This is a genomic window from Thermanaerothrix daxensis (assembly GCF_001306145.1).
Lineage (GTDB): Bacteria > Chloroflexota > Anaerolineae > Anaerolineales > Anaerolineaceae > Thermanaerothrix > Thermanaerothrix daxensis.
Genome location: NZ_LGKO01000002.1, coordinates 1,022,110 through 1,047,445, shown reverse-complemented (window position 1 = coordinate 1,047,445; position 25,336 = coordinate 1,022,110). Strand labels below are relative to the sequence as shown.

Annotated in this window: 19 protein-coding genes and 1 tRNA gene; 14 read left to right on the top strand and 6 right to left on the bottom strand. The window is 52.1% G+C overall.

Features of this window, described 5'->3' with window-relative positions:
* Positions 1–13: 13 nt before the first annotated feature.
* Positions 14–3,823 carry a GAF domain-containing protein gene (locus SE15_RS05135; protein WP_054521013.1) on the top strand — a complete coding sequence of 1,270 codons (3,810 nt, stop codon included), beginning with the start codon at positions 14–16 and terminating at the stop codon, positions 3,821–3,823.
* A 5-nt stretch (positions 3,824–3,828) separates the two neighbouring features.
* Here SE15_RS05135 and SE15_RS05130 read toward each other — a convergent pair whose 3' ends face one another.
* Together SE15_RS05130 and SE15_RS05125 are read right to left on the bottom strand one after the other, a co-directional pair.
* Complete coding sequence (locus SE15_RS05130; protein ID WP_054521012.1) at positions 3,829–4,206, bottom strand: septum formation initiator family protein; 378 nt, start codon at positions 4,204–4,206, stop codon at positions 3,829–3,831.
* 71 nt (positions 4,207–4,277) lie between these two features.
* Positions 4,278–4,362, bottom strand: a tRNA-Leu gene (locus tag SE15_RS05125).
* 208 nt (positions 4,363–4,570) lie between these two features.
* On the opposite strand from SE15_RS05125, the gene SE15_RS05120 reads away from it, so the two are divergent.
* The 4 genes from SE15_RS05120 (at position 4,571) to SE15_RS05110 (ending at position 9,874) form a co-directional block, all read left to right on the top strand.
* Positions 4,571–6,922, top strand: a complete 2,352-nt coding sequence (locus SE15_RS05120) for a histidine kinase dimerization/phospho-acceptor domain-containing protein (protein WP_054521011.1) — start codon at positions 4,571–4,573, stop codon at positions 6,920–6,922.
* Positions 6,919–7,749, top strand: a complete 831-nt coding sequence (locus SE15_RS14320; RefSeq protein ID WP_152965537.1) for a LysM peptidoglycan-binding domain-containing protein — start codon at positions 6,919–6,921, stop codon at positions 7,747–7,749. Before SE15_RS05120 ends, SE15_RS14320 begins: the two co-directional genes overlap by 4 nt.
* 41 nt (positions 7,750–7,790) lie before the next feature.
* Positions 7,791–8,819 (top strand): LCP family protein, encoded by a 1,029-nt coding sequence (locus tag SE15_RS05115; protein WP_083461712.1) that lies wholly within the window; start codon positions 7,791–7,793, stop codon positions 8,817–8,819.
* 116 nt (positions 8,820–8,935) lie between these two features.
* On the top strand, positions 8,936–9,874 hold the full coding sequence (locus SE15_RS05110) for a tyrosine-type recombinase/integrase (RefSeq protein ID WP_054521009.1): 939 nt from the start codon (positions 8,936–8,938) through the stop codon (positions 9,872–9,874).
* Here SE15_RS05110 and tilS read toward each other — a convergent pair.
* Positions 9,859–11,274: a tRNA lysidine(34) synthetase TilS gene (gene tilS / locus SE15_RS05105; RefSeq protein ID WP_054521008.1), complete on the bottom strand. Its 1,416-nt coding sequence runs from the start codon at positions 11,272–11,274 to the stop codon at positions 9,859–9,861. The two genes, SE15_RS05110 and tilS, sit on opposite strands and share 16 nt — an antisense overlap.
* Before the next feature lie 170 nt (positions 11,275–11,444).
* Here tilS and SE15_RS14050 point away from each other — a divergent pair, with 170 nt between their 5' ends.
* Both SE15_RS14050 and SE15_RS05095 read left to right on the top strand, forming a co-directional pair.
* Positions 11,445–12,596, top strand: coding sequence for a response regulator (locus SE15_RS14050; RefSeq protein WP_083461711.1), 1,152 nt, complete (start codon positions 11,445–11,447; stop codon positions 12,594–12,596).
* 6 nt (positions 12,597–12,602) lie between these two features.
* Positions 12,603–13,382: an SIR2 family NAD-dependent protein deacylase gene (locus tag SE15_RS05095; RefSeq protein WP_054521007.1), complete on the top strand. Its 780-nt coding sequence runs from the start codon at positions 12,603–12,605 to the stop codon at positions 13,380–13,382.
* On the opposite strand, the gene SE15_RS05090 is transcribed toward SE15_RS05095, so the two are convergent.
* Complete coding sequence (locus SE15_RS05090) at positions 13,379–14,239, bottom strand: DegV family protein (protein ID WP_054521006.1); 861 nt, start codon at positions 14,237–14,239, stop codon at positions 13,379–13,381. The genes SE15_RS05095 and SE15_RS05090 overlap by 4 nt on opposite strands.
* Positions 14,240–14,266: 27 nt before the next feature.
* Positions 14,267–16,036 (bottom strand): DNA mismatch repair endonuclease MutL, encoded by a 1,770-nt coding sequence (gene mutL, locus SE15_RS05085; protein ID WP_054521005.1) that lies wholly within the window; start codon positions 16,034–16,036, stop codon positions 14,267–14,269.
* Positions 16,037–16,177: 141 nt separating this feature from the next.
* Between mutL and SE15_RS05080 the strand changes: the two genes are divergently transcribed.
* The 7 genes from SE15_RS05080 to eno all read left to right on the top strand — a co-directional run bounded on the left by SE15_RS05080 (position 16,178) and on the right by eno (position 23,941).
* Positions 16,178–16,843 (top strand): pyrimidine 5'-nucleotidase, encoded by a 666-nt coding sequence (locus SE15_RS05080; protein ID WP_054521004.1) that lies wholly within the window; start codon positions 16,178–16,180, stop codon positions 16,841–16,843.
* A complete protein-coding gene (locus SE15_RS05075) occupies positions 16,843–17,100 on the top strand; it encodes a hypothetical protein (protein ID WP_054521003.1) in 258 nt (85 codons plus the stop codon). The genes SE15_RS05080 and SE15_RS05075 overlap by 1 nt, the downstream gene beginning before the upstream one ends.
* A 50-nt stretch (positions 17,101–17,150) precedes the next feature.
* Positions 17,151–18,395 (top strand): S41 family peptidase, encoded by a 1,245-nt coding sequence (locus SE15_RS05070; protein ID WP_054521002.1) that lies wholly within the window; start codon positions 17,151–17,153, stop codon positions 18,393–18,395.
* A 6-nt stretch (positions 18,396–18,401) separates the two neighbouring features.
* Positions 18,402–19,547 (top strand): S1C family serine protease, encoded by a 1,146-nt coding sequence (locus SE15_RS05065; protein WP_054521001.1) that lies wholly within the window; start codon positions 18,402–18,404, stop codon positions 19,545–19,547.
* A 122-nt stretch (positions 19,548–19,669) separates the two neighbouring features.
* The gene (locus SE15_RS05060) at positions 19,670–20,569 is read left to right on the top strand and encodes a S1 RNA-binding domain-containing protein (RefSeq protein WP_054521000.1); all 900 of its coding nucleotides are present in this window, start codon (positions 19,670–19,672) and stop codon (positions 20,567–20,569) included.
* 316 nt (positions 20,570–20,885) lie between these two features.
* On the top strand, positions 20,886–22,526 hold the full coding sequence (locus SE15_RS05055) for a CTP synthase (RefSeq protein WP_054520999.1): 1,641 nt from the start codon (positions 20,886–20,888) through the stop codon (positions 22,524–22,526).
* A gap of 122 nt (positions 22,527–22,648) precedes the next feature.
* Positions 22,649–23,941, top strand: coding sequence for a phosphopyruvate hydratase (eno, locus tag SE15_RS05050; protein WP_054520998.1), 1,293 nt, complete (start codon positions 22,649–22,651; stop codon positions 23,939–23,941).
* Here eno and SE15_RS05045 read toward each other — a convergent pair.
* The gene (locus SE15_RS05045) at positions 23,891–25,189 is read right to left on the bottom strand and encodes an alpha/beta hydrolase (protein ID WP_054520997.1); all 1,299 of its coding nucleotides are present in this window, start codon (positions 25,187–25,189) and stop codon (positions 23,891–23,893) included. The genes eno and SE15_RS05045 overlap by 51 nt on opposite strands.
* Positions 25,190–25,336: the final 147 nt, after the last annotated feature.

The window sequence follows — 25,336 nt, the reverse complement described above, 5'->3', positions numbered from 1 at the left end:
GTGCTCGCCCCTCATGGCTGAGCACAAGGCCTTTCCAGACTTCAGTGAGATTTTTCGCCTCGGGGAACATCTTTTAGGGCTCCCCGACACCCATTCTCAGATGGTGCTCATTGAACAGCGCCTCCGAGAGTGGTTAGGGGTTCAAGCCGCGCTTTGGTTCTCTGAGCCCCAATATCCCCTGCCGGGAGAACCTGAGGTTCCCCTTCTCAGCGACCCTGCTTGCCCAGCCCTGGTCAAGCAGTGTGCCCAACAGCGCTCATCTCTTCTTGAACCGGATGCCACCCTTCTAAATCACTCAGTAACTTCTCCGACCATTGCTGTTCCCCTGATCTTGCGCGATTTGTTGCTGGGGGTCCTCCTGATCAGCCGTCCCAAGGGTCCAGTGTTTAGCGACCAGGAAATACACTTTCTTGGGGATCTGGCTTCCCATTTGGCGTTAGTCTTTCAAGCCTTTCGGCAGGAGCGCATAAAAACTTGGCGTACCGAACAACTAACATTGGTCCGTGCAATCACTTCGCAGATCACACGCTTCACAGACGTAAGAGCACTTTGCCATCAGATTGCTCAACAGATTCAGGAGACTTTCGATTTCTACTACGTAGGTCTCTTTGAGATGGACGAGACCCAAGGCATACTGCGCTTCTGTGCTGGTGCCGGGAAGGGCATTCCTGCTTATCATGAGGACTTTGACGCCATCCGTCTTGGGCAGGGCATCATAGGCAGTGTAGCTCAAAATGGACAAGAGATTGTGGCCCGCAATGTCCAGCAGGAGCCACGCTATCGCTTTAGTTTCGCATTGCCAGAAACCCTTTCAGAAGCCGCATTTCCCATAAAGCACGGCGAACGCCTTTTGGGAGTTTTAGATCTACAAAGCGAACGCCCCAATGCCTTTCATGAGTATGACCTGATTCTATTCCGCTCCCTGGCCGACGCCATTGCAATAGCCTTTGAAAGCATAAAACTCTACCAAGCCCTTTCGCATCGCGCCGACCGTATCGCTGCCCTGCTTGAAATCAGCCATACTCTGACCTCTATTCTTGACCTTGATCGCCTGCTAGAAGAGGTCGTCAAGGCCATCCACCACTGGTTCGGTTATCCCTATGTTCACCTCTTCAGCGTCCATCAGGGGCGCCGTAAGATTTTTTACGAAGCGGGTAGTGGTGCCCGCAGCAAAGCCTTTGAAGAGCATCAAATTAGTTACGACCTGGATGATCCAATGGGCATTATCCCCTGGGTCGCGCGGGAAGGCAAAATTTACCTGACCAACGATGTGGAATCCGACCCCCTCTACCGTCCCTCGCCCCTACCCCCTGAAACCACCCAATCAGAATTAGCCATTCCCCTGGCGTATGCTGGGGAAGTGCTGGGGGTACTGGATTTGCAATCAGACCATCCCAATGCCTTCGATCCCGAAGACTTACCCTACCTCGAAGCACTGGGTGCCAGCATTGCAATTGCGATGCGCAACGCCATGCTTTATCGCACCGAATCCTGGCGCCGTCAGGTGGCTGATTCATTTCGGGATATCGCTGGTCTGATATCCGAGAACATAAATCTCGGAGATTTGCTAGAACGCATCCTGGCCGAGTTGGAACGCAATTTACCATGTGAAGCCGCTGCCATTTGGCTTCTTGAAGAACCCTATCGTCCTGAAACCCGACAACCACCCAACCTCCGCCTCGCCGCGGTACACGGGGTTTCAGCAGCCCGGCTCGAACAGGTCACTGTTGAAGAGGAAGAAGAACGCCAGTGGCTTGAATATGCTCTGCAACAAACCGAAGCCTCTATCCGAAAACCCCTTGATCCCTATGACCCCCTGGGGAAAGCGCTGGGTTTCCCGACCGATTACTCTGCCATCCTGGCCCCCTTAAGAGCCGGAGGGCAGATCTTAGGCTTGCTGCTCTTTGCTCATCACACAGCAGGACGTTACGGCAGCGAGGCCCTTCTCATTGCGATCACGCTGGCCAGCTATGCGGCTGTGGCAATCCAAAATAATCGCCTCTTTGCCTCTGCCCAAGAACAAGCCTGGATTTCAACCATCCTGCTCCAGGTCGCTGAAACCAATCAGACTCTGCGTTCAGCAGAGGAACTGGCCGAAACCCTCACTCGCCTCATTCCTTTACTGGTTGGTATTAGAGAGTGCGCTTTCTTTATATGGGATGATTCCCAACAGGCCTTTTTCATGCTGGCCGAGCACGGCCTTCCAACCCTCTTGCCCCACCACATTCCATTTGATAGCCGGGTACCCGCCGTTGCACGTTTGTTAGAAACTCGCAGCCCGGTTTTCATCCAGGATCCGGCAGCAGAACTCTCACTTCTAGAAATTGATCTACACACCAACAATAGCACCTACTTAGTTCTTCCCCTAACAAGTCGAGATGAGATGCTCGGAGCGTTGCTGGTTGGCTATCATCCTGAGCGCACGCACGTGGGCTATCGCTTTGACCCCCAACTCCTGGCCATCCTCCAAGGAATTGCTCAACAAGCCGCCATGGCCCTGGAGAACATTCGCTTATTGGATGCCCGGCAAGAAGAGGCCTATGTTACAGCAGCCCTATTACAGGTAGCCCAAGCCATTGTGAGTCAGACCAATCTAGAAGACATGTTGGACACCACCGTCCATCTTATCCCCATCCTGGTGGGAGCAGAGGCATGCGCAATTTACTTGTGGGACAACGAAAAAAAAGAATATCGCCTAGTTAAAGCCTTTGACCAGAATCACCACCATCAAACCGCCCTGGAGGGAACCGGATATCCTCGAGGTCAGGCGCCGTTATTGGATTTCATCCATCACTACGATACCCTGATTGTATGTCCATTGCAACATGAGGACCTGCCAATTGCAGAATGGGCTTCCCACCCCTTAGTCACCGACGAAGAAATCGAAGCCAATGCCTCATACCGCCTTTTAGGCATCCCCCTTTCTGTCAAGGGGGAGCGCTACGGGGCCCTCTTGGTTCGCGACGCCCATTACCCGACTACATCTCAGGAACGTCGTCTGGAAATCATCACCGGCATCGCTCAACAAATCGCCTTAGCCATTCAAAATGAATACCTGAACCGTGAGATGCTCAAACGGGAGCGACTGGAGCGCGAAGTTCAGGTGGCCCGGCAGATTCAAAAGACGTTTTTGCCTACACGCTTCCCAGAACATCCTCATTGGGAGATTAGCGTTTACTGGGAGACCGCGCGTCAGGTTGGCGGAGACTTTTATGATGTTATACGCCTTCCTCAAAACCGCTGGGGCATTGTCATTGGGGATGTTTCGGACAAGGGAGTACCTGCTGCCCTTTATATGACCGTTTCAAGAACGTTGATTCGGGCCTTTGGCATCTCGGGGCAACCCTCTCCAGCGCGGATTTTACAAAGAGTCAACCGATCGCTGGTGTTTGACTCGCCGGATGGGTTATTTGTAACCGCCATTTATGCCATTCTCCATCTCGATGACGGGCGCATCCTATATGCCAATGCTGGCCACAACTGGCCGCTCATTCTCCGCGCAGATGGGAGAGTTGAAAGCCTGCCTTCGAATGGCATGGCATTGGGTATTTTGACCCAAATTCGCTTACAGGACCAAACGGCGTTCCTCTCCCCAGGTGACTTCCTACTGCTCTATACTGATGGATTGACCGAAATGTTTTCAGAAAGCGGTGAGCCCTTTAGCGAGGGAAATCTTATCCGAACCATAAAAGAAGCCCCTCGTACCAGTGCTATTGAGCTTGCAGATTACATCAAAACAACTTTAGATGATTTTAGAGGAATTGCCCCCGCCTCCGACGATCTAACCCTTATAGTCTTGCATCGGAAAAGCAAACTCACCTAACCGCTCTAACGTCCGAAGAATAACGCCCACCAAACCTGCCATGGCTCCGCATACTGAGCCACAGGTGTCGGGGTGCTCATCAAAGAAGGTTGAGAGGTATGAACAGGGACCAGAATGATTGGATTTTCTCCGGGTTTTACCATATTCGCCTGGTTACGGGCATAGGCCTCAACCGCGCTCTCAGAGGTGGCATATGCTTTTTGCGTGCCAAGTGCCTCAATAGTGCGCTGCAAGCCCGCAACTTCGGTTTGCATCTGATCGCGTTTCTGGCTCAAACGATTCAACTGCACAAGCCGCTGATTTAGATCTAGCAGGAACAGAAAAAGAAGGATCAATATACCCAAGAGGATAATTTGACGAGGTTTCCAACGAGAAGATTCCATGCTTATATCTTACATCAAAGCGTAGGGGCCCACAAGACAAAACAGCCCACTTTGAGTTGGGCTGTTGAGTGTGCCGAAGGAGGGATTTGAACCCTCACGGGCGTAATGCCCACTACGCCCTGAACGTAGCGCGTCTGCCAGTTCCGCCACTTCGGCTTGGTTCTCGGTCTGGTCAAAATTTTAAGTCAGCCCTTTGAATTTGTCAACCCAGCGCAAACGTAAAAAATCTTCCCTTATTCCCCCAGGATAAATGATATCCTGAGAAGCCCATAGTAAAATAGCATTAATACATCCTCGGGCACAATTATTGCACCCAATCCCATACCACTTTTCTGAGATACCGTTTCCGGAAACCTTTTAACCCATGACCCCGATAAACCAGTTGTTGTCTCTCATCATCTCACCCCCAGGGAATCTCCTCTTTCATTTGGTGCTTGCATTCTCGGTGCTTTTCGCTCTCCAGAATGTAATCCTCTGGCCTCTCGATCTGTCCTCACCAATACGGCGTACTCTTATAGTAGGGCTCAGTGTAGCCCTCGCGGGGCAAATTCTGCTGTTTATTAGCGCAGGACTGGCGTGGCAAAACCTGCTGGTTTTACCTTCTTTTCTCCCCGCACTGGAACGTATGGTTTTAAGCCTCACTCTTTTCTGGCTGGGGCGACTCTGGCTCTTTCCAGCCCCCAACGTACGAATTGACCGCCTGAGTATGGTGCTTACTTTTTCATTTCCTCTAATTTTCCTTTTCGAACTGCTATACGCCCCGGCTTCTGGACAAAATCTTGGGTATAATACAAGCCTTTTTGATCAGATTTGGACCGTCATCATAATCACTCTTTCTATCACGGGGCTGATAATCGCCCTTACCCGCTCCTCTCCGGTTGCCGGAGAGGGCTTCGGTGTAATGGGCTTTATATTAGCAGGAGGATTGCTCCACTACGCTCTCGATGCTCCTCAATCCGACATTTCAGCGACCTTGCGTATGGCCCAGTTATGTACCTATCCACTCCTGCCGGCCATGGTACAACACATTTTGCGCCTAAACACGTCAGTCTCGGCTTCCATGTCTCCAGAATCCTCAGCATCCCCTTCCAAGGCCATAACCACTGCCTCTATGCAAGCCATCTTCCACTGGAGTGATGTAGCCAGTAGTATTGGTAAGGATAATCTCCTGGAGGCGTTAACACGGGCCATCGCTCACACTCTCCGAGCCGACCTCTGTCTTATGCTGCAGCAGAGTGAAACCGATGCCGAAACGCTTGTGGTACAGACGGGCTATGATTTAGTGCGAGACGAACCCATTGTACAAAGTCACATCCGCATCACGCGTTTTCCGAAATTGCTCAATGCGCTCCGTCACCAAAAAACCCTGCTTGTCGAAGACGAATCTGCTTTGGGAGAGGAGAGTCACAATCTGGCCAGCGTGCTCGGGTTGGAACACATTGGTTCCTTGATAGCAGCCCCCATCCAATTCCCGGTTTCTAAACCCGCATTAATGGTCTTATTGACGCCTTATTCCAACCGCGCCTGGACACCCGAGGAATTAACACGACTACAAGTACTAAATCAAAAAACGGCGCTTCTTCTGAAACAGGGCGAAGCGTTCCATCATCTCCAATCCCAGGTTTTCCAACTGGAACAGGCACTTCAATCCCTTCGAACAGACTTTGAAAGAGTGCAAAACGAGAACCGCTCCCTTCGCCAAACCCTTGAGTCCTCATCCTCCACACCCTCAGGGGACTTTGAGGCTCTTCTTGCCTTGCAGCGCGAGGCTCAAGATACCATCGAGGCTCTCCAAGCCGAAAACCGGGCATTGAAAGAGATGCTGGCCGAGAGCCGACAAAAATCCACCCCCAGTGCAGAAGTGGAACATCTTGAGAATGAACTACGTTCCACACTGGAGGAGATCGCGCGCCTGCAAAATGCATTAGCCGAAGCCAACATCCAAATTCTTAAGTTACAGCAAAGTGCTAAGCAACCTTCCAATTTACCACCTGCTCAGCAAGAAGTACTCATCTCCCTCGTTCAAGAGATGCGCCAGCCCTTATCCTCCATCTTGGGATATGTGGATCTGCTCATGGGGGAAACGGTTGGTATTCTGAGCGCCCTTCAGCGCAAGTTTCTTGAACGCACACGCGTGGCAACCGTGAAAACCCGTGATCTACTTGAGCAACTGTTAGAAGAAGTTTCAGCCCTCACTATGCAATCTACCACAAACGAGGAAGTTTTAGCAGAGGTTGGGCCTATTATTGATCAGGCTCTCAACGATCTTGCCCCGCAAATTCAACAACGTCAGATCAATGTTCATCTTGACTTCCCTGCAGAAATTCCAAGGGTAAGATTGAACCCCGATAATCTCTACCAGATTCTTGTGCATCTTCTCCAGCAACTGGTCACTAACGCTACCACCGAGAGCGATCTTACCCTGCGTCTCCTGAACGAAACTGCTTTATCCTCACCACCATTTCTGCTGCTTCAAATCTCCAATACCCCATGGGAAAGAATTGAAATCCCGCCTCGTCAGTTACTGCATGAAACCATAACCGGAGAATCCTCGTTCCAGGAAGCGAGCAAAGAGAGATTGAATATCGGACTAATAAAGGCCCTTATTGAAACCAATGGGGGAAGGGTTTATGTGGATATTGACTCTTCCCATGCGATAACTGTAAATCTGCTCCTTCCCATCGAAGCATTGGGGATAGCGAACGCAGCCTTATGAAAGCATGGAAAGCCATTTTGCCGGGAATTGGATGGGGGGCCCTTACCGCCTTGCTAGTAACAGGGGCTTTTCTGTCCGCAGGAATCGAACTCTACGCCAATACCCCTACCCCTGCTCCTGTGCTCCCAACTCCCAACCTAACCCCCATTATCCTCCCCAATGACCCTACCCTGTCCTCCCCATCCCCAACTTTTGGCAATAAGCACACTTGCCCAATTCCACCGGGATGGCAGCCACACATCGTGCAACCCGGCGAGACGCTCAACAATCTAGCAGGCCTAACAGGAATATCCGCCGAACAGATTATGGCTGCCAATTGTATGGTCAGTCCTGGTCTCTTGCCAGAGACCATCCTTTACCTGCCAGCCCCGACAGCCACCGTGCCAGCCCCTTATTTTACCAGCCCAACCCCCACGGGGTGCGCACCTCCACCGGGCTGGATCCTTTACCGAATCCAACGGGGTGACACTCTGACACGAATTGGCGGCTTGTACGGGGTCACCGCATGGTTGCTCAAGCAAACTAACTGCTTAGAAAGTGATGTAATCGTCACAGGACAGTATCTCTGGGTTCCCAACGTGGCGACCCGTACATACACGCCCACCTCTACCCCACAACCTGAGGCGCCTCGACCCACGGTAACCCCAATTCCTGCCTCCCCTACCCCTGTAATACCTTCTTCAACACCAACGCTGGAACCGACATCTACACCTACACCCACCCCTGTTTTCACCCCATCCCCAACTGAGAGCCCTACTCCTACCCCAATAAACTCATTTACCGAGACCCCGACTGTCTCACAAACTGAAACTTTCCCAGCCCCATAATCGTCTTATAATTGGACCGAAATCATGACCAAAGCGTAGAGATGATGAAAAAGCATTTAATACTTTTGGGTTTGCCCATTCTCCTTGTCCTCGTGACGGTAGCATGTAATTTGCCGGCTCAGATTGGCGGTCAGGGCGGTTCAGTTCCACTGGCCCAACACTGGGTAACCGTGGCGCCCAACGCCACTGCAACGCCAACGCCCTTCTTGCCGGTAGAAATTCAAGTTTCAACCCCTAGTCCTTTCCCCACCATTGAAACCACCCCTCAAGCCACCCCCACACCTGCTTGGGACATTATCCCTGCCGAGGGTCAAGTTAACATCCTGGTCTTGGGGTCCGATTGGCGCCCAGGGTCAGGGTATCGCACCGATGTTATTCTGCTAGTTTCGCTCAACCCCAATCTGGGTACAGCCAGCCTGGTTTCATTCCCCCGCGATTTATATGTGGACATTCCGGGACGCGGCAAGAACCGCATTAATACTGCCCACCCAATGGGGGGATTTCCACTCACTGTGGCTACTTTCCAGCAGAACTTCGGAGTCACCATAGATTATTATGTGCTCACCAACTTCCAGGGCTTCGTGAATATCGTGGATAGTTTAGGGGGCATTGATGTCTATGCAGCCAAAAACCTGACCGACCAGTGCAAGTTGCCCCAGGCTCAAAATGGATATTGTTCTGTTGGACCAGGCCTGGTCCATATGGATGGGCAAACAGCGTTATGGTACGTGCGCTCCCGATACAGCACCAGCGATTTCGACCGCACACGTCGCGAGCAAGAGGTTCTGATTGCATTGTTCAACAAGCTTATGAGCCTCAATGCACTGGCTCGAATCCCCGAACTCTACCAGTACTATCGGTCCAGTGTAGAGACCAATCTTCCTCTGGATGTAGCGATCTCTTTGGCACCTCTTGCACCTCAACTGCTCGCTGACCCCTCCCGCATTCAGCGATACGCCATCGGTCCTGGACAAGTCACCCCCACGAGGACTGAAAGCGGAGCCAGCGTCCTTATCCCCAATGTTGAAGCCATCCGCGAAATCCTGCGTCAGGCTTTGAACGCGCAGTAAGTAAACGCGCTCGAAATACGTACCCCATACCCCTTGACAAAAAGAGGGTATGGGCAATTTAAATATTTTGGCCTATAATTGGTTATACCTATACGAAAATCACGCAGAGGCCAGTGATGAGCGATTATTCAGATATTCCTCCTCATATTAATGCCCAAACCCCCTTAGCCCCAATCATCCGCGCGTGGGAAATCTACCTTCGGGATCAAGGAAAATCACCCTATACCATAAAATCTTTCATTAGCGACCTTTCGCTCCTGGCAGGCTATCTCCCCCCCGATCGGGCAGTTGGAGACGTTACAACTCGTGAATTGAACAATTTTTTGGGCTGGTTGCAGCACGGACGCGGCGTTCCCTGTAGCCCCAAAAGTCTGGCTCGACGCATCACTGCCATCAAAGCATTTTTCCGCTGGCTGCACCAGAACGGGCGCATTGCGGCCGATCCCGCTGAAAAAGTGATTCAATACTCTGTTATCAGCCCTCTACCTCAAGTATTGACCCCAGAGGAAGAGCAAAAGGTCCTGGAAGTAGCCGAAGCCCATCGCCGCGGCCGTAAGCCCGATGCTCGTCCCTACACGCTCCTTAGTTTGCTTTTGCACACGGGCATCAAAAAAGGCGAGTGCCTCAACATCCATCGCAATCATATTGACAATTCCAATCCCGAAGCCCCCTTTCTATTTATCCGTTACAGCAACCCCCGCAATCGATATAAAGAGCGTAAGCTCCCCTTATCTCAAGCATGGATGGAGGCCTATCAAGAATATCTGGAACAGTATCAACCTCGTGATGTGATATTCCCATGGTCGGCACGTCGCCTAGAGTACCTGCTTGAAGACATTGGCGAAGAAGCAGGGCTTACCAAACATCTTTCATTTGACATGTGCCGCTGGACATGTGCCCTGCGGGATTGGCAGTCAGGCACGGAGCGAGAACAAATCCGTCAAAAACTGGGCATTTCAAAAATCCAATGGCGCGAAATTGGGATGAAACTACAGCGCCTTGCTGAGAGTACTACTTTAGAACAAACGCCTCAGGATAGTCAGGTGGAGCGATAAAACTTAAGCACCACAATCTTCTGTGTAGAAGGGGTCACACGGTACGGGTGAGCAATTCGATACCCTGGTACCCATACAAGCGTATCACCCGAAAACACAAGCGGCCAGCGATCTCTGACCCACCGCGGTAAACGAACATTGACCAGAAAGTCCGAAAGACGCATCGGACCTTCCATCCCGTAAGGCCAAAAGCGATCTCCCGAACGCCGGGTTCTTAGCCTCAGCGGCATCTGAACAGTGTCGGCATCCAGGCAGGCAGTGAAGGCATCATGTCCCCCCAAGGCCGACATTTCCTGTGGAGAAGATAAAAAAGCCTCTAAAACCCAGCCCTCCCCCAGCGTCAGTTGCCCTGGAACGCCGATTTGGAAAACCGCATCGGGTGGAATAAGTGGCCAAAGGGGATTGATCGGCCACTCACCCTGGCGAAGAACATAGATATGGACGCCATCGAGTACAACCTGAACCCCTCCTTCCATGTCAATCTGCCCTGGACAACCCATCCGAATAAACCGCACCACGCGATCAATAGAGGCGAAGTCACTTCCACGCTGCTCACGCGTGAAGCGCTCTGCGGCCCGTCTGATAAGGCGAGCCTGTATACCTTCATGTTCAGCACAAAATCCAGCGCGATTTAATCCCACGTAATTTGGCCCCTCATCAACCAAACATCGTTGCCAGGCAGCCCCCACCTCCTGTTCAATGATTTGATAATCTGCCTGCAGACTGTATGCCATTTGCCACAAATGGCGGCGAATTTGAGAGTTATAGGTTTCCAGAATTGGGAGAAGCCTGTGGCGCACTCGATTGCGCAGGAAGCGCAGATCACGATTAGTTACATCCTGACAACAAATGATTCCCTTCTCTTCCAAATAGCGTTCGATGTCCTTGCGCCACTCTCCCAGGATAGGCCGTACAAGCGGAATAGTCGTGGAATACTCTGCAAGAAAAGTGCGGAAGCGCATTCCGCACAACCCTCCTAGCCCACTCCCTCGCAGCAAATGCATGAGCACCGTTTCAACTTGATCATCCGCGGTATGGCCAACCGCTACGGCTTGACATGCATAAGCCTGCGCCGTTTCGAATAGGAACCGATAACGCATCCGACGGGCAGCCTCTTCGAGAGAAAGTCCTTCCCGCTCAGCAATAACCCCCACCTCTGCACGTCCTAAAACAAAGCGGCAATTCAAGCGATGGGCTTGTTCACCTACCCAAGCAGCATCCGCCGCCGAGTCAGGACGCAAGCCATGATCGAAGTGCGCCACCACTATCGTGAACCCCATTTCAAGCAGTCGCAACCACAAATAGACGCTATCTGGCCCTCCTGAAACCCCAACCAGAATTGGGGCTGTTTTGTTCAATTCACAAGTCTCAAAAAGCAACGACTCGTCAAGTGGTCTCATACGGATTCCCTCTACCAGGATTATACATTTTCCTTCCCCATTTCCCAACTTGCTTTTCGCTTACCTCGCCCGTCAGTATCGGAAAACGCTTCTAATATCCTAGGGCTTGTCTCGGCCCGAAGATTGTGCTAGACTGCTAAAGAACCTTGAGCAAGGAGCATAGTTGAACAATGGCAGAAAAGATCCTGGTCGTGGATGATGATCTGGAAACCCTGCGCCTGGTCGGCCTGATGCTTCAAAAACAAGGCTACCATGTGGTCACCGCTGCCTCAGGAGAAGAAGGGCTTCAGGTCGCCGTGCGCGAACAACCCGACCTGATCCTCCTGGATATCATGATGCCAGGGCTAGATGGGTTTGAGGTTACTCGCAGATTGCGCCAAAATCCCGAGACCAGTTCGATCCCGATCTTGATCTTTACCGCTAAATCCCAGGTGGAAGATAAGGTGGAAGGATACGAAGCAGGAGCCGACGATTACCTCACCAAACCTATCCACCCTGCGGAGTTGATTGCCCACATCAAGGCCTTGCTAGGAAGAAGCCGCGCCCGTCGCGAAGCTGCCCTGCCTCGAGGGTATGTTTTGGGGCTCATAGCAGCCAAAGGGGGTGTAGGGCTTTCGACGCTGGCTTTGAACCTTGGGCTGGCCTGCCACCAACGGAGCAAAAGCGAGGTGATTCTAGCTGAACTGCGCCTTGGAGAGGGCACTTGGGCAGAGACCCTTAACCTGCATGATGATCAAGCCCTGAAGAATTTGCTAAGTCTTCCACCCACAGAAATAACTCGCTCCACGGTTGAAAACAACCTGCTACGTACCACGCTTGGCGTGCGCTTACTCCTTGCCCCTCGGCGCATTGAAGGGTACAACCCACTGTTTTCGGGTATGGCCGAAAAATTAACCCTCATCACCCGCCACCTAGCTACTCTCGCCACCCTGGTAATCCTGGATATTGGCACACCCTTTCTTCCTGGATATCTGGATCTTCTTAATCAATGCGACGAAGTCATGGTCGTTGCCGAGTCACAACCCTTTACCCTTAAACTGACCCGCCGACTGCTGACTGATCTGGAAGGCTATGGTTTTGGCAAATCCAAGTTGCTCACAGTGGTACTGAACAATCGTATGCGTGCAGACCTGCAATATACGATCACCCAGGTCCAGGATACGCTAGAACATTCAGTCAGCATCACCATTCCGCCTGTCCCGGAACTCGCCTATCATGCGGCAATGCGCTCTGTGCCTCTCCTGCACATACAACCTGAAGGGCTTTATGCTCAGCAGGTGATGCAACTGGCTTCTCAGTTTGTCGAACGCACACGCCCCTAAATTCTCATGCAGATAAACGATATCGAAGAAGGCATCCAAAAAGTAACCGAGTGGATTCGAACGGCACATTACGCCGTAGCGCTCACCGGAGCAGGAATCTCAACCCCTTCTGGCATCCCCGATTTCCGCTCTCCTGGCACTGGTCTTTGGGAGCGCCACAATCCCCTTGAAGTGGCTTCATGGCGGGCGTTTCGTCACTACCCCCACCGCTTCTTTGAATGGCTGCGACCGCTAGCAGCAAAATCCTGGCGGGCTTCTCCCAATCCAGCCCATATCGCCCTGGCCGATCTCCAAAAAGCCGGATACCTCAAAGCCATTATTACGCAAAACATTGATAATCTGCACCAGCGCGCCGGAGCCACCCGGGTGGTCGAACTGCACGGTTCCCTCCGCACGCTAACCTGCCTGAATTGCCAGCGCCAATACGAGACAGAGGCTTTTATTGAGCCCTTTGTAACGGAGGGGACCCTCCCCTGCTGTCCTAATTGCCGGGCTTTCTTAAAACCCGATATTGTGCTCTTCGAGGAAATGCTTCCCACCGAAGCCTGGGAAGAAGCACTTGCCCATTGCAAAAAGGCTGATCTTTTATTTGTAATCGGTAGTTCTCTTGAAGTAATGCCCGCAGCCCAAATCCCCCTTTACACTCTAGAGCATGGTGGGCGGATTGTCATCAATACTTTATCCCCAACCTATCTGGATCGTGAAGCTGCGCTTATCTTACGCCAAGATGTGCTGAAAGTCATTCCCCCAATTGCCGCACGCCTCCTTGGTCACAGAAGTACCTAAGCCAGGCCCTCAAATATATCCATTGGCGCCAGCCCAACTCCCACAATCCCCTCTCCGCCGTGAGCGCCCAACACCGGACCAATGGTGGCTGGGGGCAAAAAATGACACTCAAATAGAGCCTTGAGACGTTCCATCAGGAGCTCCGCGCCTTCAGGATTGCGGCTATGAGCAACCTGGACTCTCAGGCGCGTCCCCGGTGGAAATCGTCTGGCGATGAAATCAGCCTGGGCTAAAATGGCTCGTCGAACCGAGAACTCTTTACCCAGCTCAATGATGGTGCCCTGTTTGAGATCAAACCCCATAATTGGTTTAATATTCATGAGGGAACCCACTAATCCCTTTAAGTGCCCTACTCGCCCTCCAGCAACAATGTATTTCAGTGTGGGCAACATAAAAATGCCCATCATTGCTTCCCGAATCCGTTCCAGCAATTGAAGGATTCGCTGCAACGGCCATCCGGCCCGAACAGCCCTGGCAGCCATTTCAGCACACCACCCTACAATCACAGAAACGCCCCCGGTATCAAAGAAAGTAACCCTGGCTTCTGGCACCATCGTGGCCGCCATCTTGGCAGCACTGAGCGTACCACTAAGTGCCGAGGATAGATGAATAGAAAGGATCTCCGTATTTTGCTTAGCCAGCGCACGATAAATAGAAACGAACTCGCCAACGGAGGGCTGCGAGGTTCTCGGCATCTGGCCTGATTTCAAACGATCATAAAAAGTTTCGTGATCAATATCCATGCCACTACGATAGGTAACCTCGCCAAATATCACATACAGAGGTACCACCTGAATATCCAGCCCTTCAACTTGTCCTGGGGCAAAATCGGCTGAGCTATCCGTTACTACCAGCATAAATCTTCAGTCCTCCAAAAAATAAGATCAACGACTACCACGCCGCCCAAATTGACGTTCCAACACTTCAGCGGCCAGATGAATCATAGTGGGGCGGCCATGGGGACAGGTTCGTGGCGATTCACACGCCTCTAAATCACGCAATAGTGCTTCTTGTTCCTCACGAGACAAAACCTGCCCGCCCTTAACCGCCGCGCGTTTACAAATTCGGGCGATTAAGCGCGCCTCCACCTCTTTTTCCAAGAGCGACTCATCCTCCTCAAACGCATCTACCAGCGCCTGCAAAGCCGCTACCGGATCACTCCCACTCAGAAGGGCCGGGAAAGCCCGTATGAGAAAGGTATCTTGACCAAACGGCTCAACCTCAAACCCCCATTGATGTAATAAACCTACATACTGCTGGAACTCCTCGACCTTGGTCACTGGTACGCGAAAGGGTTGAGGGTTTAGCAAGGGCTGCACGACCAGTCCTTTCTCCCGTTCTCGCATCAAGCGCTCAAACAGAATCCGTTCATGGGCTGCGTGTTGATCAATCAGATAAAGCCCATCAGGCCCTTCAGCAACGAGGTAGGTGGCTCTTACCTGGCCAACCAGGCGCAGCAAGGGCAAATGATGCCCCGGTAAAGAGTTCTGTTGAGGCTGAACCACGCCTGACCCTAGTGCACTGGCCTCCGACGCTATAGAGGGATTTAGCCTTTCTTTCTCCTCCGTTGGAGACGCCTTAAGATCAGCAGCCATTTGCCAGGCCGGATCTATGACCTGTCGTGAACGCTCGCCAGCCCAATTTGACCACTCAACTGGCACCACCGAGGGCTGAGCCAGTAAAGCCCGACGCACGGCGCGCTGCACTGCCGAAAATACGCGATCGGGTTGGCGAAACCGCACTTCAGCCTTCGCTGGATGCACATTAACATCCACTGCTTCGGGTGCAATATGAATAAACAAAACAGCCATCGGGTAACGCCCTACCATGAGTAGCGTGTGGTAGGCTTGAAGAAGTGCCGAGGTCAGCGCAACATCCTGGGCCCAACGCCCGTTGACAAAAAAGGTGATCTCCTTACGATTGGCTCGCGTTAGTGAGATGGGGCTGATAAACCCACGAACGCTAATATCCGCGTCCTCCAGATCCACCTCAAGCATTTGCCGAGCCACCTCGACCCCATAGTAAGTTGCCAGGATCTCCCTCGCTTCGCCTCGCCCATACGTTTGTAAGAATACTTTGCCATCGTGAATTAAGCGAAAGCGCACGTCAGGGTAGGCCATGGCGTATCGGCTTACCAGGGCGTTAATCAGGTTGCGCTCGGTGGTATCCTGCTTCAGAAACTTAAGCCGGGCTGGCACATTATAGAAAAGATCTTCAACCCGAACAACCGTCCCGGGAGGCAAACCCACCGGCTCATAGGTCTCAATCTTGCTTCCATGGACTACAATCTTCCCACCTTGCTTCGCCCCGGCCGGGCAAGAAAACAATGTCATTCGCGACACAGCGGCAATAGAGGCCAGAGCCTCACCTCGAAAACCCAATGTGCGGATATTGAACAAATCTTCTGCCGTGCTCAACTTACTGGTAGCAAAACGGGCAATGGCCAGGGGCAGTTCCTCAAATAGGATACCACTCCCATTATCAGCCACTTCGATCAAACGCTTCCCTGCCTCCCGGGTCTCGATTGTGATCTCGGTTGCCCCCGCATCCAGTGCATTCTCGATCAATTCCTTGACAACCGAGACCGGACGCTCAACCACTTCACCGGCGGCAATTTTAGCAGCAACTTCTTCCCTTAAAACTTGGATAGGCATCACTCACCTGAAAATAAATATCACCAGGTTGTTCTAATTATATCCACTCTCATCACCCTGAAACGGTAGATTGATTGTTCAACAAATTACAGCCGAGTTGCCCTCTTCTCATCTCTCCACAAAATCGTTATACTGCAAAGGATGAAGCCCAAAATCTTAATCTTCGACCTTGATGATACCCTTTACCCAGCCTCTTTGGGCGTTTGGGAAGCCATCGCCAAGCGAATTGACTTATTTATTCACCAGAAGTTAAGTCTTCCCCTAGAGAACGTTGAGGCATTTCGGAAAAACCTGTTCCACTCCTATGGGACTACGCTCCGAGGTCTTTATCTGCAATATCATATTGACCCAACAGAGTACCTCGCCTTTGTGCACGATGTTCCCTTGGAGGATTATCTACAGCCCAATCCCGAATTACGAACGCTGCTGAAGGTGCTCCCATACCCCAAGGTAATTTTTACTAACGCCGATAAAAACCATGCCAATCGGGTTCTAGCAAGGCTGGGCCTTGAGGGATGTTTCAGGCAAATCATTGATATTTGGGACATGTTGCCCTTCTGCAAGCCTTTTCCCGAGGCCTTCCAGAAAATGCTGCAAAAACTCGAATATCCCGACACCAGCCAATGTCTTCTAATTGATGACCTACCCGCCAACCTGCGCACTGCCCGGAGATTAGGGTTCTGGACCGTTCAAGTCAGTGAAAACGGGCGCCAACACGCAGGACATTTTCACATCCGCAGAATCGAAGAACTTCCTCGGGTACTGGCGCAGGGTGGTTTGTTTGAGGATGAAACGGAGTGGAACTAATGAACACCGAATCGCCTGGGGCCTGGGCAATCATCCTCCTGCTCTGTATCTTCATGCTGATGATTAACCTGACTCTGGTTTCCTTGTGGCGCCATCGTCATCAGCCGCCTCCGCGTCGCAAACCGGAGCTTAACTTCCCCTTCCAGCAAGTAGAATTACGTCGAAACGAAGAGGCTGATTGGGAACGGCTTTCCCAGGCTGTGCGCCAATTACCGTCATCCCAACTGCCCCAAGAATCTGTGGACAACAGGGAATGAAGCCGAGCCAAATAACTCTGAAAATTTCTTTTTAAAAAATGGAGCGTTTTATGGGTTCAAAATTTGTGCGCATCGCGTTGCTCATCGCCCTTATCCTCGGAATCGCCATCAGTTGCTTTGCTGCTGGCGTGGCGGTTACCATACAGGCTCCTACCACAACCTCCTCGGTCATCAACCAGTTTCTAAGCCGCTTCCCATTCCTGCCCACCCCGGCTTCCAGCCCCGCCTCGTCATCGGTTGAAACCCTCTTCAAACCATTCTGGCAGGCATGGGACCTGGTTCACGAGCAATATGTGGACCAACCAGTCAATGACGAGGCTTTGATGCGAGGGGCCATCCGAGGCATGCTGGAAGCCCTCAATGACCCTCACACTGGTTACATGGATCCCTTCGAGTACCAGCAAGCCAATGCGCCGCTTGAAGGTGAGTACGAGGGCATAGGGGCCTGGGTAGATACCAGCGGCGAATTCCTAACCGTCATCAGCCCCATGCCCGATTCGCCAGCCGAGAAAGCCGGTCTCAAGCCTGGTGATAAAATCATTGCTGTAGATGGTGAGGACATGACAGGTGTTGACCCAAGTCTGGTCCTACGACGAGTCCTGGGGCCGGCAGGTACCTCTGTCACCCTGACCATTCAGCGCGAAGGTGAACCGGCTCCGTTTGAAGTTCAAATCACCCGTCAGAAAATTACCATCCCCTCGGTAGAGGGCAAAATCCTGGACCAAAACATAGCCTACGTGCGCCTGTTCACGTTTGGTGAGAAGACGGCTTCTGAACTTCGACGCACACTAACCAGCCTGCTAGAACAAAAACCAGTGGGGATCATCCTGGATTTACGCAATAATGGTGGTGGGTTCTTAAACGCAGCCATTGACGTTAGTTCGGAATTTATCAAACAGGGGGTAATCATGTATGAGGTCTATGGTGACGGGCGAAAAATCACCTTCGAAGCCAAAGGCCGAGGCATTGCCACCGATATTCCGCTTGTGGTGTTGGTTAATGAGGGCACGGCTTCTGCATCGGAGATCACAGCAGGTGCCATTCAGGATTATCAGCGCGGGAAACTGGTTGGCACAAAGACCTTTGGCAAGGGGTCTGTTCAATCCTGGACCCCCTTAGTTAATAATCAGGGGGCCGTGCGCATTACCGTGGCGCGCTGGTTAACCCCTAAAGAACGGCAAATAAACGGCGTTGGATTAACACCCGACCTTGAGGTTCCCATGACAGAGGAAGATCTCAAAGCCGGGAAAGATCCTCAGTTAGAGGCCGCAGTTCAAATATTACTTCAGCAGTAGGAAACTATGAAGCGCCCAGTCCTGTTCCTTATCTTATTTGGGCTGCTCATTGCAGCAGCACTTTGTGGGGGATTAGGAGGTGGCCTGGTTGCTTACTACCTCTTCCAAAATCAGAGGCTTGTGTCCGCTCCCTCCACCCCCTTTATCGAACCCACCCTCCAACCCAGCCCCACTCCCGTGGCCCATCTCTTCGTCCAAACCACGCAAATCGAGACCACCATTACACAGGTAGTAGAAAAGGTCAGCCCGGCCGTTGTTACTGTGGTGGCCAAAATGCCCGACCAACTAGGCTTTTTCGGGGTGATTCCCGGGGGAACCTCCAGCGGCAGTGGCTTCATCATTTCCCAGGAAGGCTATGTCATTACCAATAACCACGTGGTAGAAGGCGCCGAGTCGGTCCACATCGTCTTGCTTTCCGGGGAAGAGCGCCCGGCTCAAGTGATCGGGCGTGATCGTTTCTCCGATTTGGCTGTCCTGAAGATGGATGGGGATGTACCTGCCGTTGTTACATTGGGAAACTCCGATGAACTGCGCCCCGGCGAAACCGTCATTGCCATCGGATCTCCCTTGGGAGATTTTAAAAACTCGGTCACTGTGGGAGTGATTAGTGCCACCGGGCGTGCAATTGACACGGGCGAAGGTTACTACCTGGAAGGACTGCTGCAAACCGATGCCGCCATTAACCAGGGAAATTCAGGTGGCCCCTTGGTGAACCTGGCAGGCGAGGTCATCGGTGTAAACACCCTTATTGTCCGTACATCCAGTAGCGGAGTTACCGTAGAAGGTTTAGGGTTTGCCATCCCCTCTAACACTGTCCAGGCCGTTGCCACTCAGATTATCGAAAAGGGATATGTATCCCGCCCCTTCCTGGGGGTCCGTTGGCAGCCGATCAATCCCACTCTGGCCCAGCAGTACAATCTGCCGGTTGAGTGGGGAATTTACGTCTCTGAGGTAATTGAGGGGAGCCCTGCTGAGACCGCCGGTATCCGCCCCGGTGATATTATTACACGCATCGGCAATTTGGCCATTGATGCCAACCACCCCTTCATCAACGTACTCTTCAGTTTTAAGCCAGGGGACGAGGTAACCGTTGAACTGGTACGGCGCTCAAAAACTCTTCAAGTCACCCTGACTCTGGGTGAGTCACGCTGAGTCTCAAAACATTTCATACTGGCCCCTTGTGCCAAATTTCACCCGCGCACAATTTGACAGTTGTTACCAGCGGGGGTATAATCCCTGTTCGCTGACTGAGATTGGAAACGGGAGTGTGGTTTATGGAAAACATGGTGGCCGTGGAAGCCGACAAGGTAGAAATCAAACCTAAAATGAAGTTTACTGGCAGGGTCATCAAACTTAATCTGGCAGGGGCCGTGATTGATCTTGGCGTGGCAAAAGGGGTTTTGCACATCTCACAAATCCCTTCCCCTACACCAGGGCAGCCCATCAAACACATCAAAGAGGTACTGGAAGAAGGGCAAACTCTGGACGTGTGGGTGCGCCGGGTGAAGGGTGAACGCATTGAACTCACCCTAAAGAAGCCCCTCGACCTCGAGTGGAAAGACATAAAACCCGAGATGGTTGTCAAGGGCAAGGTTGTCCGCATTGAGCCCTTTGGTGCTTTTGTGGACATCGGGGCTGAACGACCAGGGCTGATTCATATTAGTGAACTTTCCCACGGATATGTGAAAACCCCCACCGAGGTGGTTCAGGAAGGTGATGAGGTTGAGGTCAAAGTCATCGAGGTCATCCGCAAGAAGAAGCAGATAAAACTCAGTTTGAAAGCCCTGCAACCCGAACCCGTTCAGGAAGTCCATCCCAAGCCAGCGGAGGAAAAGAAGCGCACTCCCGTTGAAAAGAAGGAAGCCCAGGCACACGATCAGACGGTCAGCAAAGAAAAAACGCGTGACAAGGAACGCGAGAAACGGCGCAAGCGCGCCCGGAGCAAAGCTGACGAAGAGGCCCTCAATCTGGATGACCTGATCAATTCCATGGAAGAAGTCCAACCTACTGAATCCGAGCCAACAGTCATGGAACTGGCGCTTCGTGAAGCCATGGAGCGTGCCAAACAACGCAAAGAAGAAGCCAAAGCGAAAAAAGCCAAAACGCTTTCCCCGGAGCAGGAGGCTATTCTAAGCCGCACCCTTGAACATCGTTCTAACGTCAGCCAGTCATAAAGCCACATTCGGCACTCATAAAGAGGCGGGACGGTGTCCCGCCTCTTCGCATGTGTTTCAGCCGTCGAGAGGAGAGATCAGTACCAAAAAGCCAATGCCCATTCAGATTATGGTAAACTTAAGGCCAATGAATGTCCAAAATTGTCTATCCGGGATACGCTGGTTTTCAACCATGTGGTCATGCCCAGAGAGTCTATCCAAGCCCGCACAGAGGGAGGCGTCGGATCACCGACCCTCCCTCTCTCTATGTCGAGATTATTCCTTATAACCAACGATTCCGTATAAGCAAACTTAATGTGCAGGAGGCAAACAATCTGTGGCGACTAAATATATCTTCTTCACCGGAGGTGTGGTTTCTTCCGTTGGGAAAGGAGTGACCGCAGCAGCCATTGGGCGCACACTTAAAGAGCGCGGCTTCGCTGTAACTGCCCAAAAACTAGACCCTTACCTCAACGTTGACCCTGGCACCATGAGTCCCTATCAGCACGGCGAAGTTTACGTACTGGATGATGGAGCAGAAACGGATTTAGATCTCGGTCATTATGAACGTTTCATGGATGTACGCCTCAACCGCGTCTGCAACACCACTACCGGCCAGATTTACGCCGAGATCATCAGCAAAGAGCGGCGAGGAGACTTCCTCGGTGGCACAATTCAGGTGATCCCGCATATTACTAACGAAATTAAGCGCCGAATTACGCTGGTTGCCAAGACAACCAACGCCGAGATCGTCCTGGTGGAGGTTGGGGGGACCGTTGGAGATATCGAAAGCCAACCATTCCTTGAGTCCCTGCGTCAGTTGCGCCGGGAACTAGGGCGTGAAAATACCATGTATATTCACGTGACATGGCTGCCCTACATTGGTGCCACTGGCGAACTTAAAACCAAACCTACTCAGCATTCGGTAAGTGAACTGCGTTCGATTGGTATCAACCCCGATATGATCATTGCTCGCTCCGACTACCCGGTAGAGCGCAGTCTTCTAGACAAAATCTCCCTCTATTGTGATGTGGATCGCCGGGCTGTCGTCCCCATGACAACCACATCTGTTTTGTACGAAGTGCCGCTGCTGTTAGAAGAGGCAGGGGTAGCAGATTTCATCTTAGAACGTTTGGGGCTGGAAACCCGTCGCCAACCCGATTGGAACTTATGGCGGAGGTTGGTTGCACAAGTACGCCGCGAAAAACCTAAAGTAAAAATTGCACTGGTTGGCAAATACGTTGAACTGCACGATGCCTATATGAGCGTGCGGGAGGCGCTCAAGCACGCAGCTCTTCATTTAGGCGTAGAGGTGGAGATCTTATGGATCCATGCGACCGATTTGGAGCGCGGACGATCCCTGGAAATGCTCGAAGAAGCCCACGGCATCTTAGTGCCAGGAGGTTTTGGCTCACGCGGGATCGAGGGCAAGATTTTGGCTGCTCGCTACGCCCGCACCCATAAAGTTCCTTATCTCGGCTTGTGTCTGGGTATGCAATTGATGGTAGTAGAATTTGCCCGTTACATCTTCAATGATGAGCGAGCAAATTCAACCGAATTTGATAGAACCACACCCTACCCGGTCATTGATCTGCTCCCTGAGCAACAACAAATTACTGAAATGGGGGGCACAATGCGCCTGGGGTTGTATCCCTGCCAACTGAAACCCGGTACCAAAGCGGCACAAGCCTATCAGGAGAGCCTGGTACAGGAGCGCCATCGTCACCGCTTTGAATTTAACAATACTTACCGCCAGGTGTTTGAAGAGGCCGGAATGATATTCTCCGGGCTCTCCCCGGATGGGCGCCTGGTAGAAATTGCGGAATTGGCCGATCATCCCTTCATGCTGGGTACCCAGTTTCATCCCGAGTTCCTCTCGCGCCCCACGCGACCTCACCCGCTCTTTAAAGCCTTCGTGAAAGCCGCATGCGAGTATGCGAGAGTACCCATCCAGCCTTTTGAAATGGAGGCAGTTTAAGTTAATCGTGACAAATGTCACAACATGATCTGGTTCATCTGGGTTATACTAGTAGTTTGAATACTGGGGCCTTATGCCAGACTCACACCGAAATTCAAATTAATCCCCTTAAGGAGGACTCTATGGATACTACAATTGAATCCATTACCGCGCTAGAGATCCTGGATTCTCGCGGTAATCCCACCGTAGAAGTGGAAGTCGTATTGGCCGATGGAAGTTGGGGACGTGCTGCAGTTCCCTCAGGGGCCTCCACTGGCGTGCACGAAGCGCTTGAACTGCGCGATGGAGACAAAGCCCGCTACCTCGGCAAAGGTGTGCGCAAGGCAGTGGATAATGTCAATAATGAAATTGCCGAAGCCCTGGTGGGCTGGGATGCCGTTGAGCAAAAAGCCATTGACCAGCTCCTCATCGAACTGGATGGTACTCCCAACAAATCCAGGCTCGGAGCCAATGCCATTCTGGGCGTCAGTCTGGCCGTTGCCAAAGCCGCTGCCAACGCCCTGGGGCTACCGTTATATCGCTACATTGGTGGCGTGTATGCACACGTCTTGCCCGTTCCTCTAATGAACATCCTCAATGGTGGGGTCCATACTGGCTGGCAATCGACCGATGCGCAGGAATTCATGATTGCCCCCCTGGGTGCTCCATCCTTCTCCGAAGCATTGCGCTGGGGTGCTGAGGTTTATCATGCATTGAAGAGCGTCCTCAAAGCAAAAGGTTACGCGACCCTGGTTGGCGATGAAGGAGGGTATGCTCCCGCCCTGAAAGCCAATGCGGAAGCCATTGAGGTTATCTTAGAAGCCATCGAAAAGGCAGGCTACAAGCCGGGTGAGCAGATTGCCATCGCTCTTGATCCTGCCGCTTCCGAGCTCTACGACCCCGAGACCCGGCGCTACAACATGCGCCGCGAAGGCAAACAAATGACCAGCGAAGAGCTGATTGCCTTCTGGAAATCCTGGATTGACCAGTATCCCATCGTCTCCCTCGAAGATGGACTAGCTGAGGACGATTGGGAGGGCTGGAAGATCCTCACAGCCGAACTCGGGCAGCGCATTCAGATTGTTGGGGACGACCTGTTGGTCACGAATCCAGAACGCGTCCGCCGTGCCATTCAGGAAAAATCGTGCAATGCCTTGCTGGTCAAGCTCAATCAAATTGGCACGCTAACCGAGACCATAGAAGCCGTTGAACTCTGTCACCGGGCAGGCTGGCGTGCAGTGACCTCCCATCGCTCTGGCGAAACCGAGGATACCACCATTGCCGACCTGGTCGTGGCGCTTAATATCGGGCAAATCAAAACTGGCGCTCCAGCACGCACAGATCGAGTGGCTAAATATAACCAGTTGTTGCGCATCGAAGCCGAATTAGGGGATACCGCGGTCTACGCGGGCTGGAATGCGCTCAAACGCGCCTGAGATCTTGCTGATCGTCTCCGCAAAACGCACAATTGCCGCTCTTACCTGGGTGTGGCCCGGGTGAGAGCGGCGGTTTATATCGTGTCCCCCCGGCACTTCGAGATAATCTACCTGAGTCCCGAGCATCTTTATCAGGCGCTGAGTAGAGGCTCGCCGCACAATTGGATCCTCTACGGCTTGAATCACCAGAATGCGCGAGCGAATCTGAGGAGCGGAATGTCGTACCCACTGGCTCAACCAGCGAAATTGCTCTATGAAAATCAAAGGCACCCGAAGCGCCTGCAATTCTCGTTGAAACTCAGCGGAGTTCAGATCCAACGCGGGCAACAAATCATCAATAGCCATCTTTAGTTCGGGGAAAGCCATGCGCCGATCCAATGAGGGATTAATACGAAAGGGCAAGAATAAGCGCGCAATTCCAACGGCTATGCGCAGTGCTGGCGGTTCATCAATCCAAAACGGCGCAATCAGGACTAAACCATCAGGAGGCTCCCGAGAGGCTACCACCGTAGAAATTCCGCTTCCCAGTGAATAACCGATCAGGAGCACCGGAAAATGTGATTCTTTCAGTTGCGTAAGTGCACGTTGAACATGCTCAACCCACTCAATGGCTCTGGACTGAAACAAGCGGTGAATTTCCCGTCCATGCCCGGGGAGACAGACCGCCTGCACGCTCCAACCCTGATTATGAAGTGCTTTGGCCAGGTCACGCACCTCGGCCGGGCTGCCCGGAAACCCATGTACCAAAAGAGCCGCGCCTCTGCCCGAACCTTCCCAGAGAAATGGTTGATGAATTTCAGAGTCAAAAAGATGAAAATCGGGTAATACATACTCGTTCGGTACCTGTAAAAGGTGAAGGAGATCAAAACCCAGCAGAAAAGCCCCCTGTAAGATAATACCCGCCCCATGCCCGACTATGAGAGCGTTGCCTTCAGCCCTCCACATCAAAACAGCACCTACAACCAAATAAAGCAGATCCAACCCGGCATTAATTTTGAGAATCTGCCGAGTCTTGATAGCCTCCCGATTCGCCTCCGCCAAATTAAGAGGACGGCGAAGGTAACGCACAGAACGAGCCAGTATACTTCCCGCAATAACGGCATCAATCGCACCCCAGAGCCACGCTTGAGTACCCACCCCCTTCCAGAACAAAGCGGGATTAAGCCACAACCACGTTCCCAGGCCCAGGCTTACCCCGGACCACACCAAGAGACGCATACCCAAAATATGCAGGAAATCCCAGATCATATTAGCGCCCCTTTAATTGAACAGCCCATCTAAAGCCCCTTAACTCTCCTGGGAGGCCTGCATCTTCCTGCATCCCACAGTTCATAGGTAATGGCTTTCAGTTCATAGGTAATGGCTTTCAGTATGATTGAGAAAAACCAATGTGAC

What these genes read in the sequence shown, in the direction of transcription:
- SE15_RS05115 (WP_083461712.1), top strand. Translation starts at nt 7,791, where the DNA reads ATGATGAAAAAGCATTTAATACTTTTGGGTTTGCCCATTCTCCTTGTC.
- SE15_RS14050 (WP_083461711.1), top strand. Translation starts at nt 11,445, where the DNA reads ATGGCAGAAAAGATCCTGGTCGTGGATGATGATCTGGAAACCCTGCGC.
- mutL (WP_054521005.1), bottom strand. Translation starts at nt 16,036, where the DNA reads ATGCCTATCCAAGTTTTAAGGGAAGAAGTTGCTGCTAAAATTGCCGCC.
- SE15_RS05135 (WP_054521013.1), top strand. Translation starts at nt 14, where the DNA reads ATGGCTGAGCACAAGGCCTTTCCAGACTTCAGTGAGATTTTTCGCCTC.
- SE15_RS05080 (WP_054521004.1), top strand. Translation starts at nt 16,178, where the DNA reads ATGAAGCCCAAAATCTTAATCTTCGACCTTGATGATACCCTTTACCCA.
- SE15_RS05110 (WP_054521009.1), top strand. Translation starts at nt 8,936, where the DNA reads ATGAGCGATTATTCAGATATTCCTCCTCATATTAATGCCCAAACCCCC.
- SE15_RS05095 (WP_054521007.1), top strand. Translation starts at nt 12,603, where the DNA reads ATGCAGATAAACGATATCGAAGAAGGCATCCAAAAAGTAACCGAGTGG.
- SE15_RS05060 (WP_054521000.1), top strand. Translation starts at nt 19,670, where the DNA reads ATGGAAAACATGGTGGCCGTGGAAGCCGACAAGGTAGAAATCAAACCT.
- tilS (WP_054521008.1), bottom strand. Translation starts at nt 11,274, where the DNA reads ATGAGACCACTTGACGAGTCGTTGCTTTTTGAGACTTGTGAATTGAAC.
- SE15_RS05070 (WP_054521002.1), top strand. Translation starts at nt 17,151, where the DNA reads ATGGGTTCAAAATTTGTGCGCATCGCGTTGCTCATCGCCCTTATCCTC.
- SE15_RS05120 (WP_054521011.1), top strand. Translation starts at nt 4,571, where the DNA reads ATGACCCCGATAAACCAGTTGTTGTCTCTCATCATCTCACCCCCAGGG.
- SE15_RS05090 (WP_054521006.1), bottom strand. Translation starts at nt 14,239, where the DNA reads ATGCTGGTAGTAACGGATAGCTCAGCCGATTTTGCCCCAGGACAAGTT.
- eno (WP_054520998.1), top strand. Translation starts at nt 22,649, where the DNA reads ATGGATACTACAATTGAATCCATTACCGCGCTAGAGATCCTGGATTCT.
- SE15_RS14320 (WP_152965537.1), top strand. Translation starts at nt 6,919, where the DNA reads ATGAAAGCATGGAAAGCCATTTTGCCGGGAATTGGATGGGGGGCCCTT.
- SE15_RS05045 (WP_054520997.1), bottom strand. Translation starts at nt 25,189, where the DNA reads ATGATCTGGGATTTCCTGCATATTTTGGGTATGCGTCTCTTGGTGTGG.
- SE15_RS05065 (WP_054521001.1), top strand. Translation starts at nt 18,402, where the DNA reads ATGAAGCGCCCAGTCCTGTTCCTTATCTTATTTGGGCTGCTCATTGCA.
- SE15_RS05130 (WP_054521012.1), bottom strand. Translation starts at nt 4,206, where the DNA reads ATGGAATCTTCTCGTTGGAAACCTCGTCAAATTATCCTCTTGGGTATA.
- SE15_RS05075 (WP_054521003.1), top strand. Translation starts at nt 16,843, where the DNA reads ATGAACACCGAATCGCCTGGGGCCTGGGCAATCATCCTCCTGCTCTGT.